This window comes from Actinoplanes missouriensis 431 (assembly GCF_000284295.1).
Classification (GTDB): domain Bacteria; phylum Actinomycetota; class Actinomycetes; order Mycobacteriales; family Micromonosporaceae; genus Actinoplanes; species Actinoplanes missouriensis.
This window is the reverse complement of the sequence record NC_017093.1, coordinates 4351818-4366050: the sequence shown is the minus strand read 5'-3', so window position 1 is coordinate 4366050 and position 14233 is coordinate 4351818. Positions and strand designations below refer to the sequence as shown.

The 14233-nt window shown below is 70.8% G+C and carries 15 protein-coding genes and 1 pseudogene; 5 read left to right on the top strand and 11 right to left on the bottom strand.

Annotation, left to right across the window (positions count from 1 at the left end; all coding sequences use genetic code 11):
- Window positions 1-60 precede the first annotated feature (60 nt).
- Both AMIS_RS20395 and AMIS_RS20390 read left to right on the top strand, forming a co-directional pair.
- Window positions 61-1434, top strand: a complete 1374-nt coding sequence (locus AMIS_RS20395; protein ID WP_014444261.1) for an MFS transporter — start codon at window positions 61-63, stop codon at window positions 1432-1434.
- Window positions 1434-1790, top strand: a complete 357-nt coding sequence (locus AMIS_RS20390; RefSeq protein WP_014444260.1) for a GntR family transcriptional regulator — start codon at window positions 1434-1436, stop codon at window positions 1788-1790. Before AMIS_RS20395 ends, AMIS_RS20390 begins: the two co-directional genes overlap by 1 nt.
- A 115-nt stretch (window positions 1791-1905) precedes the next feature.
- Here the strand turns inward: AMIS_RS20390 and AMIS_RS20385 are convergent, their stop codons facing one another.
- The 8 genes from AMIS_RS20385 to AMIS_RS20355 all read right to left on the bottom strand — a co-directional run bounded on the left by AMIS_RS20385 (window position 1906) and on the right by AMIS_RS20355 (window position 8001).
- Complete coding sequence (locus tag AMIS_RS20385; RefSeq protein ID WP_014444259.1) at window positions 1906-2574, bottom strand: response regulator; 669 nt, start codon at window positions 2572-2574, stop codon at window positions 1906-1908.
- Entirely contained in the window at window positions 2571-3641 is a 1071-nt protein-coding gene (locus tag AMIS_RS20380; protein WP_014444258.1) for a sensor histidine kinase, read from the bottom strand. Before AMIS_RS20380 ends, AMIS_RS20385 begins: the two co-directional genes overlap by 4 nt.
- A 19-nt stretch (window positions 3642-3660) precedes the next feature.
- Window positions 3661-3852: a DUF5957 family protein gene (locus AMIS_RS41785; protein WP_014444257.1), complete on the bottom strand. Its 192-nt coding sequence runs from the start codon at window positions 3850-3852 to the stop codon at window positions 3661-3663.
- Window positions 3849-4238 carry a hypothetical protein gene (locus AMIS_RS20375; RefSeq protein WP_014444256.1) on the bottom strand — a complete coding sequence of 130 codons (390 nt, stop codon included), beginning with the start codon at window positions 4236-4238 and terminating at the stop codon, window positions 3849-3851. Before AMIS_RS20375 ends, AMIS_RS41785 begins: the two co-directional genes overlap by 4 nt.
- A gap of 211 nt (window positions 4239-4449) precedes the next feature.
- Window positions 4450-5181 carry a GNAT family N-acetyltransferase gene (locus tag AMIS_RS41780; protein WP_014444255.1) on the bottom strand — a complete coding sequence of 244 codons (732 nt, stop codon included), beginning with the start codon at window positions 5179-5181 and terminating at the stop codon, window positions 4450-4452.
- Between the two features lie 972 nt (window positions 5182-6153).
- Complete coding sequence (locus AMIS_RS20365; protein ID WP_014444254.1) at window positions 6154-6897, bottom strand: hypothetical protein; 744 nt, start codon at window positions 6895-6897, stop codon at window positions 6154-6156.
- Window positions 6898-7158: 261 nt separating this feature from the next.
- The gene (locus AMIS_RS20360) at window positions 7159-7656 is read right to left on the bottom strand and encodes a WapI family immunity protein (protein WP_014444253.1); all 498 of its coding nucleotides are present in this window, start codon (window positions 7654-7656) and stop codon (window positions 7159-7161) included.
- 84 nt (window positions 7657-7740) lie between these two features.
- Window positions 7741-8001, bottom strand: a complete 261-nt coding sequence (locus AMIS_RS20355) for a hypothetical protein (RefSeq protein WP_014444252.1) — start codon at window positions 7999-8001, stop codon at window positions 7741-7743.
- Between the two features lie 149 nt (window positions 8002-8150).
- Between AMIS_RS20355 and AMIS_RS20350 the strand changes: the two genes are divergently transcribed.
- A complete protein-coding gene (locus AMIS_RS20350; protein WP_014444251.1) occupies window positions 8151-8552 on the top strand; it encodes a hypothetical protein in 402 nt (133 codons plus the stop codon).
- Here the strand turns inward: AMIS_RS20350 and AMIS_RS20345 are convergent.
- The 3 genes from AMIS_RS20345 to AMIS_RS20335 all read right to left on the bottom strand — a co-directional run bounded on the left by AMIS_RS20345 (window position 8534) and on the right by AMIS_RS20335 (window position 12231).
- Window positions 8534-9379 carry a DUF3626 domain-containing protein gene (locus AMIS_RS20345; RefSeq protein WP_014444250.1) on the bottom strand — a complete coding sequence of 282 codons (846 nt, stop codon included), beginning with the start codon at window positions 9377-9379 and terminating at the stop codon, window positions 8534-8536. The two genes, AMIS_RS20350 and AMIS_RS20345, sit on opposite strands and share 19 nt — an antisense overlap.
- Before the next feature lie 239 nt (window positions 9380-9618).
- A complete protein-coding gene (locus AMIS_RS20340) occupies window positions 9619-10455 on the bottom strand; it encodes an undecaprenyl-diphosphate phosphatase (protein WP_014444249.1) in 837 nt (278 codons plus the stop codon).
- A 96-nt stretch (window positions 10456-10551) separates the two neighbouring features.
- Window positions 10552-12231: an ABC-F family ATP-binding cassette domain-containing protein gene (locus AMIS_RS20335; protein WP_014444248.1), complete on the bottom strand. Its 1680-nt coding sequence runs from the start codon at window positions 12229-12231 to the stop codon at window positions 10552-10554.
- A 186-nt stretch (window positions 12232-12417) separates the two neighbouring features.
- Between AMIS_RS20335 and AMIS_RS41775 the strand changes: the two are divergent.
- Together AMIS_RS41775 and AMIS_RS42785 are read left to right on the top strand one after the other, a co-directional pair.
- Window positions 12418-12744: pseudogene (locus tag AMIS_RS41775) on the top strand (PadR family transcriptional regulator); the annotation flags it as partial.
- Between the two features lie 164 nt (window positions 12745-12908).
- Complete coding sequence (locus AMIS_RS42785) at window positions 12909-14015, top strand: hypothetical protein (protein ID WP_014444246.1); 1107 nt, start codon at window positions 12909-12911, stop codon at window positions 14013-14015.
- Window positions 14016-14233 lie beyond the last annotated feature (218 nt).

Here is a 14233-nt window from a genome sequence, read left to right as displayed (position 1 = left end):
CCGTTAACGGTCCGCGGGTGACATCATGTGCGCGCACAAAATCAACATCTGGGAGCGCACGTGACCGGCACACAGACCCCTGCCATTCCCGCGGGTAGGCGGGAACGCACCGGGTGGTACATCTACGACTGGGCCAACTCGGCGTTCTCCACCACGGTCATCACCGTCTTCCTCGGACCGTTCCTGACCACCGTCACCGAACTCGCGGCCGGCTGCGCCATCGACGCCGACGAGTGCAACGGCACGGTGCACCCGCTGGGCATCCCGGTCGCGGCGGGCTCCTACTTCGCGTACCTGGTCTCGCTCTCCGTTCTTCTCACCGTCTTCGTGCTGCCGGTCATGGGGGCGATCGCCGACCGCGCGCCGCGCAAGAAGCCGCTGCTCGCCGGGGCCGCGTTCACCGGCGCGGCCGCCACCATCGCGATGGCGTTCGTGACCGGCGACCGATACCTTCTCGGCGGCCTGCTGTTCCTGATCGCCAACATCGCGTTCGGCGCCGCGATCGTCGTCTACAACTCGTTCCTGCCACAGCTGGCCGGCCCCGACGACCGCGACCGGATCTCCAGCCGGGGCTGGGCGATCGGGTACCTCGGCGGCGGCGTGCTGCTGGCGCTCAACCTGGTCGCCGTCACGATGCTGTCCGAGGAGGGCAACCCGCAGCGGACCCTGGACATCGCCCGCTGGTCGATCGTGTCGGCGGGCATCTGGTGGGCGGCGTTCACCCTCGTACCGCTGCTGTGGTTGAAGGAACACCCCGGCGTGGGCGCGTCCTCGGCGAAGGGGAACGTGCTCACCGACGGTTTCAAACAGCTCGGCCACACGATCAAGGCGATGCGTGCCTACCCGCTGACGCTGTTCTTCCTCGGCGCCTACCTGATCTACAACGACGGCATCCAGACCGTCATCGCCCTGGCCAGCCAGTTCGGCACCGAGGAACTCAAACTCGAACAATCCGTCCTGATCATCACGATCCTCATCGTGCAGTTCCTCGCGTTCGGCGGCGCGCTGCTCCTCGGCGCCCTGGCCAACCGGATCGGCGCCCGCAAGACGATCCTGATCAGCCTCGCGCTGTGGCTGGTCGTGGTGACCGCCGCCTACTGGCTGCCGGAGGGCGAACCGCTGCCGTTCATGCTGCTCGGCGCCGGCATCGGCCTGGTCATGGGCGGCAGCCAGGCGCTGTCACGAAGCCTGTTCTCGCAGCTCATCCCGGCCGGGCGGGAAGGCGAGTACTACGGCTTCTACGAGATCAGTGACAAGGGCACCAGCTGGCTCGGCCCGCTCTTCTTCGGCCTGATCTTCCAACTCACCAGCAGTTACCGTGCCGGCATCATCTCCCTCATGGTCTTCTTCGTGATCGGCGGCGTGCTGCTCGCCCTCGTCCCGCTGCGGCGGGCCATCACCGCCGTCGGCAACACACCCCCCAAACTGCTCTGATGACCATCACGATCGACCCGGACTCCCCGGTCCCACCGTACGAACAGGTCCGCCTGCGGATCGCGCACCTCGCGGCGACCGGGGAGCTGGCGGCCGGCACGAAACTGCCACCCGTGCGCCAGCTCGCCACCGACCTCGGCCTGGCCGCGAACACGGTCGCCCGCGCCTATCGCGAACTCGAACAGGCCGGCCTCGTGGAGACCCGCGGCCGCGCCGGCACCGTGATCACCTCCCGCGCGGCCGGCACATCACACCTGGCCCAGCAGGCCGCCGCCGCGTATGCGGCGCAGACCCGGGCGCTGGGCGTCCCGGCGGACCAGGCGCTGGCCCTGGTGAGGGCCGCGCTGGAGCAGTGACCGGGGGCGTCGGCCCGGTGAGGCTGCGCTGCGCTCGCGGCGGTCCCTCCGCTTTCGGCGGCCCTCCGCTTTCGGCGGCCGCAGCGAGCAACAACCGGGCATGGGACGCCTGCTGCTACCGGCCCGGGCGGACGAGGCCGGTCTCGTACGCGAGGACGACGAGTTGAGCGCGGTCCCGGGCATCCAGCTTGGTCAGCAGGCGACTGACGTACGTGCGTACGGTGGCGTGGCTGAGGTGCAGCTTCGCGGCGATCTCAAGGTTGGCCAGGCCGACGGCGATCTCGGCCAGTACGTCGCGTTCGCGGTCACTGAGGACCGCCAGGCGGGTCGTGTCCACGCCGCGGTGCGCCGCGCCGACGGCTGCATCCATGACGCGCCGGGTGACAGCGGGCGACAGCAGGGCGTCACCCGCCGCGACCAGACGGACAGCGCTGCGTAGCTCTTCCGGGCGGCTGTCCTTGAGCAGGAAGCCGGCCGCGCCCGCGCGGATGGCCGCGAACAGGTGCTCATCGGTGCCGTAGGTGGTGAGGGCGACCACGCGGACGGCGGCCATGTCCGGGTCGGCGGTGATCCTGCGGATCGCGTCGACTCCGCTGGTGCCGGGCATGTGCAGGTCCATCAGCACGACGTCCGGGCGCTCGGCGGCGGCGACCGCGACCGCCGTATCGCCGTCGGCGGCCTCGCCGACCACGGTCAGCTCCGGGTCGCGCTCGAGCAGTGCGCGCAGTCCGGCCCTGACCAGCTCCTGGTCATCGACGAGCAGCACCCGCACCGCGGCCCTCATGGCTGAGCCTCCGCCGGCAGAAACGCCTCGACGACGAAGGAGCCCTCCGCACGTCCGGCGGTGAGCCGCCCGCCGAGCAGCGCCGCCCGCTCCCGCATCCCCCGCAGCCCGTGCCCCCCACCATCGGCGCCCGTGGACGACGCCGGATTGGCCACGCGCACGACCAGTTCCGCGGGCCGGTAGCTGAGGACGAGGGTCACGGGCGCGTGGGGCGCGTGGCGGCGGGCGTTGGTCAACGCCTCCTGAATGATCCGGTACGCGGTCGCGTCGGCCACCGCGGGCAGCTGCCGTGCCGTGCCCTCGATCAGCACGGACACGCCGTCAGTCAGCTCGCCGAGGCGCGCCAGCCCCACACCCGGCGACCCGCGGAGCGCGGTCAACGTGCCACGAAGCTCGCGGGCCGCCGTGCCGCTCGCCGACCGGATCCGGGTCACGGCGGTACGAGCGGCCGTGGTGTCCCCGTCGGCCAGTGCCTCGTCGGCGACGTCGGCGTGCAGCGACACCACCGACACCGTGTGCGCGAGAACATCGTGCAGGTCGCGGGCGAGGTGGACACGCTCCGCCTCCACCCGGCGCTCGGCTTCCCGGGTCAACCGTTGCGCCACCTCGGCGCGCCACAGCCGGCGGGCCCGCACCCCGTCGCCGAGAACAATCGCCGCAGCCATGACCGCGACCGTGGTGGGCAGCTCGAACGCGTACAGGTAGCGAGCGTCCTCGCCGCCGAGCGACCGGGCAGCCGACGAGACGGCGAGCAGTACGGCGGCCGTCCCGATCGCCTCACGCAGCCGACCAGCCTCACCGGCCGAGTAGAGCGCCGCCCCGATCGGCAGCGCCAGCCCCACCGGGGGGAACGCGAGAGCGTAATAGCCGAGCAAGCCGACACCTGTGGCGACGAGGGCCAACACCGGGTACGGCCGCCGTACCAGCATCAGCGCGCCGAACCCCACCGCGAACAGGTAACCGGTCGCCGGGACGGCGCCGCCGCGCAGGTTGGCGGTCACGGCGACCGCCACGACAGCTGCCGTGACCGCGCCCAGCGTAACGTCGACGAGCCGATCGCGTCTCATGCCAGCAGGGTAAGCCGCTTCACCGGGTGCGGCGCTCGATCAGCACCCCGGCCGCGGCCCCGGCGATCGCGAGCACCGCAGGGGCAAATCCGAGCAGAACCGACACGTCAGCCGTGGGGGGCCCGGCCAGCCGGACCACCGGCTCGGCCAGCAGCACCCCCACCACCAGCCCCGCAAACATGCCCGCGACGAGCGCGCCGAGCGTTCTCACCGGACGGCCCGCCTGCGCCGGGCGATGAGGCGCTGAATACCGAGCGCGATCAGGCCCAGGATCGCGCCTTGGGCGGCGTTGAACAGCAGCATCGCCAGGTGACCCGGCAGCGGAATGGTCTCGGCGGAGGCGAGGAAGGGCTGCAGCGACCAGTTCAGCAGGATGGCGAACACGGCATACGCGATACCTGCCACGGCGAGCGTCAGCACCGGATTGCGTACCTTGAGCCAGACCGCCGCCGCGACCCAGACGAGTGAGATCAGCGCGGTCATCAGCAGCGGGCCGACCGGCTTGGCGAGCGGCCCGCCGTCGTAAGCGCCGATGATGCTGAGCACAGGTCGCCCCAGCCCCACCAGCCCCAGCAGCAAGGCGAGTCGAAGGTTCATGACCAGCGACGCTACGGTTCGCGGGCGGACGGCAAATCGAACCGGTGTTGACGTCCCGCATCAACAATCAGGCGAGCGGGTTGGGTGACGTGTTCAACTGCAGCCTGCAGCCTGCAGCCCGCAGCCTGCAGACAACGGCTCGGCCGCTTAGCCGCAGACAACGGCTCGGCTGCTCAGCCGCTAGCTGGACCTGTCGGCGAGGTGCCGGCCCTTATGGCCGCGGCCGGGTGGCCGGATACCGTGGAACGGCGGTCGAGGGCCGCAGGCCGAGCCACTGTTCGGCGTCCCAGGCGTGGAACCGCTCCACCTCGGTGAACCCGAGCCTCGCCGCGAGGCGCATCGAGGCGACGTTGGCGCTCTGGGTGGTGAGCACCACCGGCTCGCCGGGAAGAACCGCGTCGAACCACGCCAGCACCGCCGTGCAGGCCTCTGCGGCGTACCCCCGCCCCCACACCCACGGCAGGAACAGGTAGCCGAGGTCGGCCCTGCCTGCCGCGGCCGGGCGGCGGTGCGCGGTCGCTCGCCTGAGCAGCACTTGGCCGATCATCGCCGAGTCTGCCGTTCGCTGACCTGGCCCTGGCTGGCCGGCCAGGCAGTGATCGCTCGTCGCCCGGCCGATGACCGCCCGGTCGCTCGCCGCTCTGCCGCCCATCGGCTGGTCGATCGTCGCCCGGTCGCCCATCGGCTGGTCGCTCGCCGCCCGGTCGCTTATTGGCGGGGTGAGCTCGACGACGAAGCTGCCGGGCCACTGCTCCGGCACCGTGGGCAGTTCGCGCTCGAGCTCGCCGCGCGAGCGTGGACCACCGAGGTAGGTGTGAACCTCCGCCGAGGCGAACAGCTCGACGAACCCCGCACGATCCCGCGCCTCGGACGCCCGCAGCACGAGCCGCTCGGTCCTGATCGGCTCAGGCGGCCAGGGCACGACGGGTCCCAGATCCGACATGCGCGCAGGCTAACAGCGCGAGTCTCGTGTAGCCCGCGCCGGCGAGCTGTGGGTGGGAGCCGGCGTCGAGTTCATCCCGGAGCACACGGCGCGGGAGGCGCTCTCCCTTTTCCGGGGTGGTGCAATGTTGGACACTGCGCATATTCGCCGACCGATAGAGATATCGGAAGTGGGTGCGAAATGTCGTTTCGGCTGGAATTCAATATCTGTTCAGTCTGCCCCTTTCGGATCTTGGAGATTCGAATTTTGGAAGGCCGGACCCGGTGGCCCGTGTCGGCTTCGGACGGAACGTGTGACGGTGCGTCCGCGGTGGTCGACGTCTCTGATCGATCTAGCGTCACCGTGGACGGCGGTGAGGCGAGTGACGGTGGCGTTTCCGCTGGCAGTGGTGCAGGTGAGGGTGCTTGCGGAGCAAGGTGGTGGCGGGACCTGGGGACACTCCTCCTGGTCACGCAACTGGCGCAGGCGCCTGGCGTGCCGCTGTCTGAGGCCCCACGCTCGATGCCGCTCGTGCTCGCGCCGGAAATTCTCGGCATCGGGTGAATAATTGCGACGCGCAGCAGGTTGCCGCAAATGCCGTGTCGGGAATAAGGAAAGCTGCGCCATGGGGACAGTGTTCCTCGCCTTTTTGGTCGTAGCCAGCAGAATTTCTCATACCAGGTATGAGCGCTGGAAATGATCCGTTCGGGAACGGCAGAGCCGAGCGGAACAGGGCCACCTGGTCGCGCCGGACGACCGTGTACTCGGCGTACCTACCGTCGAACGCGCGGCCCCGTCATGGTCGCGACCTGCTGTCGGCCCTTGATACTGGTGAGAGCGCCTATTCAACTGTTGCGGATCCTCGCCCGTGTTTGGCCGAGCTGACTACGTTGTGTGACCGAGCTCGAATCACGGAGGCGATCGCCGAGGTCCACTGCGGCGTCGTGACACTGCAGTGGTGCGCTTGTTCGCCGACGTGGAGGTCGTGGTGGGTCAGAGCCAGTCGGCCTTACTGAGCAGCCGGGCCCGCAACTCGCGGGCGGCCTTGCCGCGATAGGACTCCAGCACCTCGTAGAGCAGCTCGCGTAAGTCCGGGTCGGGGTGGTCGGCAAGGAACTCGAGCTCTTCGGCGCCGCCCCGGCTGCGCGCTCCGAGCCCCCACAGCGCGTCACAGACGTCCTCCGCCGTCGCCGCGCCGCGCAGTTGCGCCATCAGCTCCGGCTTGGTCCTCCGGGGCCGGAAGTCCTCGCCCGGCAAACGGCGACGCAACCGGGCCACCTTGGGAGTGCCGGGTTGAATGCAGGCCGGACAGGGACACGGCCGGACGCCATGCGCGTCCGGCTTGTGCCGCCACCCGATGCTCTGCGCCACGCTTCGGACTCCACGCACTTCACCAGCCGAGATCGCGCGGGGCACGAAGATCTCGAAGCCACGCGGATCGGCCGCCTCGCGCACCAGGGCAACGGCCCTTGCAGCCGGGCAGCGCTCCGGCTCCCGGTTGTACCGGCCGACCTGGACCGGCTCGTCGTCGGAGATGCGCAGGTCCACGGCGGCGAGTACGCCCGGGTGCCAGCGCCGCAGCTCGCGTACCCACTGGTGGGTGAGCATGTAGGAGGTGAGCACTGGCATGCAGTAGACGCCCCGTTCACCGGCCCCGCCGGAACTACGCGCTGCAACGCCGGAGCGGACGATTCGCCGCGCCCGGTCCTCGGGAGTCAGGTGCACCAGGTTCGCCATTGCGGCGCAGCGTAGCCAAGCCTCCATTGATCGCACCAGCGGATTCGCGTCAGCCCGCCGCACCACCTGCCCCGCGGGCGGGCGTCAGAATACTGGTGAGATCGCCTATCAACTGTCGCGAGTTCTCGACTCATTCCGGTTTGCGGAGCGCTCTGGCTTGGTGGCCTGGCTACTCGTTGTGATCGGCCGGCGTTGCATGGACCAGGTGGCGCTCGCGGCCGCAGCGAGGTGGTGATAGCCGAGCGTGGTAGCGCCGGACAGTCAGTCGGTGCGTGCGAACGTCCGGCTGGGGAGGGCGTCCAGTTGTTGGCTCCAGGCTGTGGCGGCAGCGAGTAGTTCGTCGGATCGCAGGCGCAGTTCAACCGTGTATTGGTCGGAATGTGGATTTGCGACATGCAGCCAGGGTGGTGCGGCCTCGGCGGCAAGCTCGACGTGGAGGACGAGTTCGTCGTCGCGGTGCGCTGTGACGGAGAAGCCGAGTAGCGGTTCCATGAACGACAACGACGGTTCTACCTGCTCGCCGGCCGCCGTTTGGCTTGACGCGATCCGGTCCTGCGCAGCGTTGCGGAGCCAGATTGCCAGCTCGTGGGCCTCTTCAATGAGCAGACAGGGATCGGTGAACGACCAGGCTTTGTCGCCGAGGTTAACGGTGCCGTCGATGACCAGCCACCGGTCGTCCCAGGCTCCGGCGTCGGCCGGGAACTGCCAGCGCGCCGGGCGCAGACTCACGGTGACGCCGTCATTCCCCTCGATCAGCACACTGCGACTTTAGATCGTCGCCGTGCATGCCTGTCCCGGCGGCGTAGGGGCGATGACAGGGGCTTGGACTAGCCACTTCTGTGATCACCGGGCGCGTAGTTGGACCAGGTGGTGCCCTGCCTCGGCGGCGAGGCGGGCGGTGGTGACCTGGTGGTAGCCGAGTGCGGTGGCGACGATTGGGGCCGGTAGGTCGAGGACGTGTTGGCGGATCGCGGCGGCGCGGGCGGTGATGGACGGGACGCCGAGGGCCTGGACCAGTGTCCAGAGGGTGCTGGGCTGCAGCGGTTCGCCGGCGCGGCGGCCGGGGAACAGCCAGCGTGAGTGGCAGTTGGTGGCGGTGCGCATGTTGGTGCAGGGCCCTGTCTGGAGAGCAGAGCGGCGTCGACCGCCCTGACCGCCTCGATGCCGGGGACGATCTCACCCGCATCGTCATGGTCGGGTGTCGCGCTTCCTCGGCTCGCAGAATTGTCGGAGGGTGGGACTAGCTTGTCGCCATGGTTGCGGATCTGAGGGAGCGCCCCACCGCGGTGTGGCGTCGTGCGGTCGAGGAGCAGCGTGCCGAGGTGGCGGCGGGCACGCTCGCGGCGGAGGAAGCCTATGCGGACGAGTTGTGGCCGGCCGGTTTCATCGCCGCGGTCGACGCGGTGCTGGAGGCCTACGAGCAGGAGGTCGCGGGGTGGCGGTCGCCCTCCGACGAGCAGATCTGGGCCGCCGTGGAGCGGGTCGTGGTGGGGCTCAACGAGGCCGACGGCGGTCACATCGAGACCGGGGAACGAGAAGATCTCGCGGGGTACGTCGATGTGGTTCTGACCCGCACCGGTGTCGACGTGGTGGCGTTGACGGGGCGCCGGGGCCGGCACCGCAGTGAGCTCACGGATCAGTGGCGGGATTGGTGAGCGGGGCGCCCGAGGAGCACGAGGAGGTGCCATAGGTATTTGATCAGCTGGAGCCGGTGCGGATCGGTGGCGGCGGCGCGGGCTGCCCGGCCGATCAGTTCGGCGTCGAGGTCCGGCCGGCGGTGACGGGTGGCGATGCGCCGGGCCAGGGGTGGGACCTCGGGGCCGCGCAGGTCGGCGGGGACGTCGGCGGCAGCCAGGGTGAAGCCGGCGTGCCAGTGCAGGGGGATGCCGAGCGACGCGAGGTGGGCTTCGGTGGGTGTGCCCTGGAAGGACGGGTCGGCGACGATGGCGGTGACGTCGTCGCTCAGGGTGAGGCCGCCGTGGATCTGGGCTTCGACGTAGTCGTCGAGGGTGCGGCCCGGGGCGTGCCCGCGGAGCGGGTGACGTGACGGGTCGTCCAGGCTGTGCTGGAGTGCTGCTCGGCGGGCGGCGAGGACGGTCTCCCAGCCCGGCGGGGAGCCGACCGTCGGCGCGGGGACGCCGAGTGCCTGCCCGGTGCGCGCCACCTCGTCGATCAGGGCCGCGCGGATCGCGCCGAAGGCATCGGCGGTGCCCACGGCGGCAGGTCCCAGATGGCTGTCACCGTGGCAGAACGTGGATCGAGCCGGCACACCGGCGGCCAGCACCAGATGGCAGCTGCCGAAACGGGGTGCGGCGCCGTCCGGGTGCCCGGCCAGGTTCAGCGCGCCGTAGATCGGGCGGCCGATGACACCGGTGTACGCGCCGCCGAACATGTCGTGCTCCCAGCGATCCCGGTCGCCGCCGGGATACGCCAGCAGGCCGCCGTTGGAGATCCGCGTCTCGAACTGGCGGCGGCGAGGCACCGCACGACGGTACGACCGTCGTCGAGCAGCCGGTCGGGGTGGAAGTTGACGGTGATCGGTGCATCCGGGACACGGCCGGGCGTACCCCGGGAACGGACATGGGCGAGCGCGCGCAGGCTCACCTCACCGGACCGCCTGCGGGACCCGTCGAACGACAACGACGGGCCGCCGGCGGGACCCGTCAGACGACAACGACCGGGCCGCGGCCCGGTCGTCTGTCATGCGCGGCAGCCTACCCGCTACTTCGCCGAGATCGTGCCCGTCGCCAGCAGCAGCAACAGCAGCGACCCGAGCGCCAGCCGGTAGAAGATGAAGATGCTGTACGAGTGCTTCGAGACGAACTTCAGCAGCCACGTCACCGACGCATACGCGACGACGAAACTGACCACCGTCGCCACGATCGTGTTCGTCCAGCCGACGCCGCTGGAGATCCGGTCCGCCTCGCCGACGCCCTGCAGGATGGACGCCCCGGTCAGCGCCGGGATCGACAGGAAGAACGACAGCTTCGTCACGGTGACCCGGTCGAGGTCACGTAGCAGACCCGCCGACATGGTCGCCCCGGAGCGGGAGATGCCCGGGATCAGCGCCATGCACTGCACGGTGCCGATGATCAGCGTGTCTTTCCAGGTGACGTCCTTCTCCCCCCGTACCTGGGTGGCGGCATGGTCGGCGAACGCCATCACACCGCTCCACAGGATCAGCGCCCCGGCGACGAACCACAGACTGCGCAGCGTGGTCTCGATGGCGTCCTTGAACAGCAGCGCGGCGATCACGATCGGGATCGAGCCGAGCAGCACCGCCCAGCCGAACCGGAAGTCCGGGTGGTCCCGGTACGCCTTGTTGAACAGCCCCCGGAAGAACGCCGGCACCACCCGCGCGATGTCCTTGCGCAGGAACAGGATGGTGGCGAGCACCGCACCCGACTGGATGATCACCGTGAAGGCGGTGATGTCCGGGTCGTCGATGGTGTGCCCGAACAGCTTCTCCAGGATCGTCAGGTGACCCGTGCTGGACACCGGAAGGAACTCGGTGACACCCTCGACCGCGCCGAGGATCACCGCTTCCACGATGCTCATATCCGAACTCAAAGTATCCCGCTTTCCCCTAGCCAGCTTGAGAGCATAGGGGGACGGATCAGGCGGGCTTGCGCCGGGCACGGGCCGGGGGCCGTGTCAGTTCTCGATCACCCGGCCGCCCTCGACGTGCCAGTGGCGGGTGTGCCCGACGGCATCGGCGAAATACCTGTCGTGGCTGGCGAACAGCAGCGTCCCGCGGTACCGGCGCAGCGCCTCCTCCACGACGTCGAGCGCTTCGAAGTCGAGGAAGTTGGTGGGCTCGTCGAGCAGCAGGATCCGCGACGGGCTGTTGACGACCACCGCCAGCAGCAGCCGCCGCAGCTCACCGGCGGACAGGTCGCGCACCGGCGCCGACCACTGGGAATCCTCGAACTGGTGGCCGGCGAGCAGCCGTTCCGCGTCGTCGACGTAGACCGGGACCCGCGAGCGGAAGAAGTCGATCACCGGGGTAGCGGTCCGCAGGCCCTCGTCGGTCTGCGGGAGCACCGCCACGTCGGGACTCTCCAGCGCGCGCAGCAGGGTGGTCTTGCCGGCCCCGTTGCGCCCGGTGATGAGGATCCGATCGCCGCGGGTCACGTCCAGGTCGACCGCGTCCAGCAGCACCCGGTCGCCGTGCGCGACGGTCAGGCCGCGGGCCTTGAGCACGATCTCCGCGTCGGCCGTGTCGTCGCCGGGGAACGCCAGGGTCAGCGGCGGCCGGGTGCGGGGCTGGGCGAGCCATGTCACCGACGCCATCTGCCGGCGCAGCCGCCGCTCCCGGACCTTCGCCTTGCGGGCCACGAGCCGGGCCACCCGGCGCAGGTGGGGAGCGGTCACGCCGGATCGCACGGAGGACTCGACGCCCCGGGCGTACCCTTTGGTCTTCTCGATGTCGGCTTCCCAGCGCAGCCGGTCCTTCTCCTGCGCCTCGAAATCGAGCAGCAGTTTCTCCCACCGGCGCTGTTTCTCCGCACGGTAAGCGGTGTAGCCGCAGCCCGGATAGTCCTGCGGCTGCTCGTCGATGCCGTCGAGCTCGATGATCCGGGTCGCGAACTCGTCGAGGAACGCCCGGTCGTGACTGACCGCGAGCACCCCGCCGTCGAAGTCGCGCAGCCAGGTCCGCAGCCACGCCGCGCCCTCGGCGTCGAGATGGTTCGTCGGCTCGTCCAGCAGCAGCAGATCCGGCGAGCCGAGCAGCGCGCGAGCCAGCAGCAGCCGGGCCTGCTCGCCCCCGCTGACCTGGCTCATCGCAAGGTCGTCCGCGAGGTGCTCGATGTCGAGGCGCTGCCGGATCTCGGTCAGCCGCGCGTCCGCGTTCCACCCTTCGAGGGCGGTCCAGCGCTCCTGCACGGTCCCGAACTCGTCCAGCACGTCCGCACCGGCGGCCAGCCGCGCCTCCAGCGCACGCAGCGCCAGATCAACTGCCGCGAGCTCCCCGAGACCTCCGCGCAGAAAGGCGCCGACGCTTTCCGCGTCACCGGCCCATTGCTGGGGTACGTGGGTGAGCCGCGCGCCAGGCGCCACCGACACCGCTCCCGCCGACGCCGGTAACTCGCCGGCCAGCACGCGCAGCAGGGTGGTCTTGCCGGCCCCGTTGGGACCGACCACGCCGATCCGGTCGCCGGCGCGCAGCACCAGATCGAGACCGGAGAAGAGCAGGTCACCGTCGTGAGTGGCGGCGAGGCCCGCGGCTTTGAGGTGGGCGCTGCCGGAATTCCCTTGGCCGGACTTCTGCTGGGTGGACTTGTGCTGGATGGACTTCTGCTGAGTGCTGGACTTCGGTTGGTTACTGGGCAAGGAGGCCTCCGCAAGCGTGCGACACCGACAGGACAACTCAGGGGTCGGTCTCGCTCTCACATGATCGGCGGGTGCTCCTCGGCTCCGGCGGCAGGTCCGGCTCCACACTCCCCCACGCCGGACCGGACCGCAACCGGTTTTAATAGCTCGGTTGCCGATATATAGCGGGTGCCGTACTGTCGCGGCATGCAAGAACCCACATTCCTGATACTCACCGCGCTGGCGGGTCAGCCGCTGCACGGTTACGGCATCGTGCGGTCGGTGCTCGACCTCTCCGGCGGCGAGGTGAAACTGCGGGCCGGCACCCTCTACGGCGCTCTCGACCGGCTCGCCGACCAGGGCCTGATCGAGGTCGAGCGGGAGGAGGCCGTCGAGGGCCGGCTCCGGCGTTACTACCGGCTCAGCGACGACGGCGCGGCCACCCTCGCCGCCGAGGTCGAGCGGCTGCGCAAGCGGGCGTCGGCCGCGGAGACCCAGCTGCGGCGGCGTCCCGGCATCGTCCCCGGCCTGTCGCGCGGTGCTTCCCTGGGCAGTGCTTTCCGGGGCAGTGCTTTCCGGGGCAGTGCTTTCGGGGGCAATGCTTTCGGGGGCAATGCTTTCGGGGGCAATGCTTTCGGGGGCAATGCTCTCCGGGGCAGTGCTCTCCGGGGCGACGACGCTGTCCTGGGAGGGCTCGCGTGACCACGAGCGACTGGCCGCAGGCCGACCCCGGGCTGGAGCGCGCCTACCACCGGCTGCTGCGGGCTTATCCCCGCGACTACCGGCGCCGTCACGGTGCGGAGGTCGTGACGACGCTGCTGGAGATGGCCGCGCCGGGCCAGCGGCGGCCGGACCGTGCCGACGCCCGGCACCTGATCGTCAGCGGGTTGCGCCACCGGTTCCGGCTCCCGGCCGGGCGGCCCCTGGCCTGGGTCGCCGCCGTGCTGGTCACCCTGATCGGCGGGGCCTTCGGCGCGGCCGCCGGCTCCTGGGCGGTCGAGCAGGCGGTCCTGCCGGCGCCGGACGGGCAGGCCGCCGCCGCGCTGCACCGCACGGTGGTCGGCGCCGGGGGCACCGGCACGACGGCCGTGGAGTGGGACCCGGTCTCCTCACCGTGGGGCACCGACGCGGTCGGCTGGAGCACCTCGATCGCCGCGTGGGATGCCGACGCCGCCCGGCACCGGCTCGCGGCCGACGGGTGGGCGCTGAGCGAGGCGACTCCGGCCCGCGGCATCACCGACATGATCAGCGACGGCTCCGGGGAGGTGCTGCAGCGGTCGGTCGCCGGCTGGGAGTTCACCGCCGACCGGGACGGCGTGCGCCTCGACGTCACCGCCCGGCTGATCGGCAGTGACGGCTACAGCCCGGCGGACGGCGGAGTGACCACGACCGTGGCCGCGGCCGGCAGCGCTGCGCTGGTGCCGGCGATCGCGGCCGGCGGGGTGTTCGGGCTGGTCGCGGGCTGGCTGGTCGCGGCGGCCACGGCCCGCCGGGTGCGCCGCCTGCCGGCCGGCCGGGCGCGGGTGGTGACCACGTTGAGCACGGCCGCGGTGCTGGTCCTGGCGCTGCCGGTGGTCGCGCTCTACGGCAACGTGATCCGCGCCGTCGAGTCCGCCGGCATCCCCGGGCACGTCCGGACCGTGCACAGCGCGTTCAAGCTGGGGCCGTACTGGCCGTTCGGCCCGTTCTGGCTGAACCTGGCCCTGCTCGCCACAGGCCTCGCCCTGGGAGTCGCGGCGGTGGCCCTCACCGCAACGCGCCACCCCGCCGTCCCGGCAGCAAGCACGCAGCCACAGCCCAGCTGACCCGTCCGGCACCCCACAGTGCGATCTTGGCAGGTGATGCCCGGAGCGCAGCCGTCACCCGCCGAGATCTGGGCGGGCCGGTGTCGAGGAGCGGCTTCGGTGATCACCCGCCGGCTCGGTGCCGTCGACGATCCGCACGCCGCCACGGGGGCGGTGAGCGGACGCGCATGTGCCGGCCGCCACCGGGCAGGCGGCCGCCACGGGGGCGGTGAGCGGAC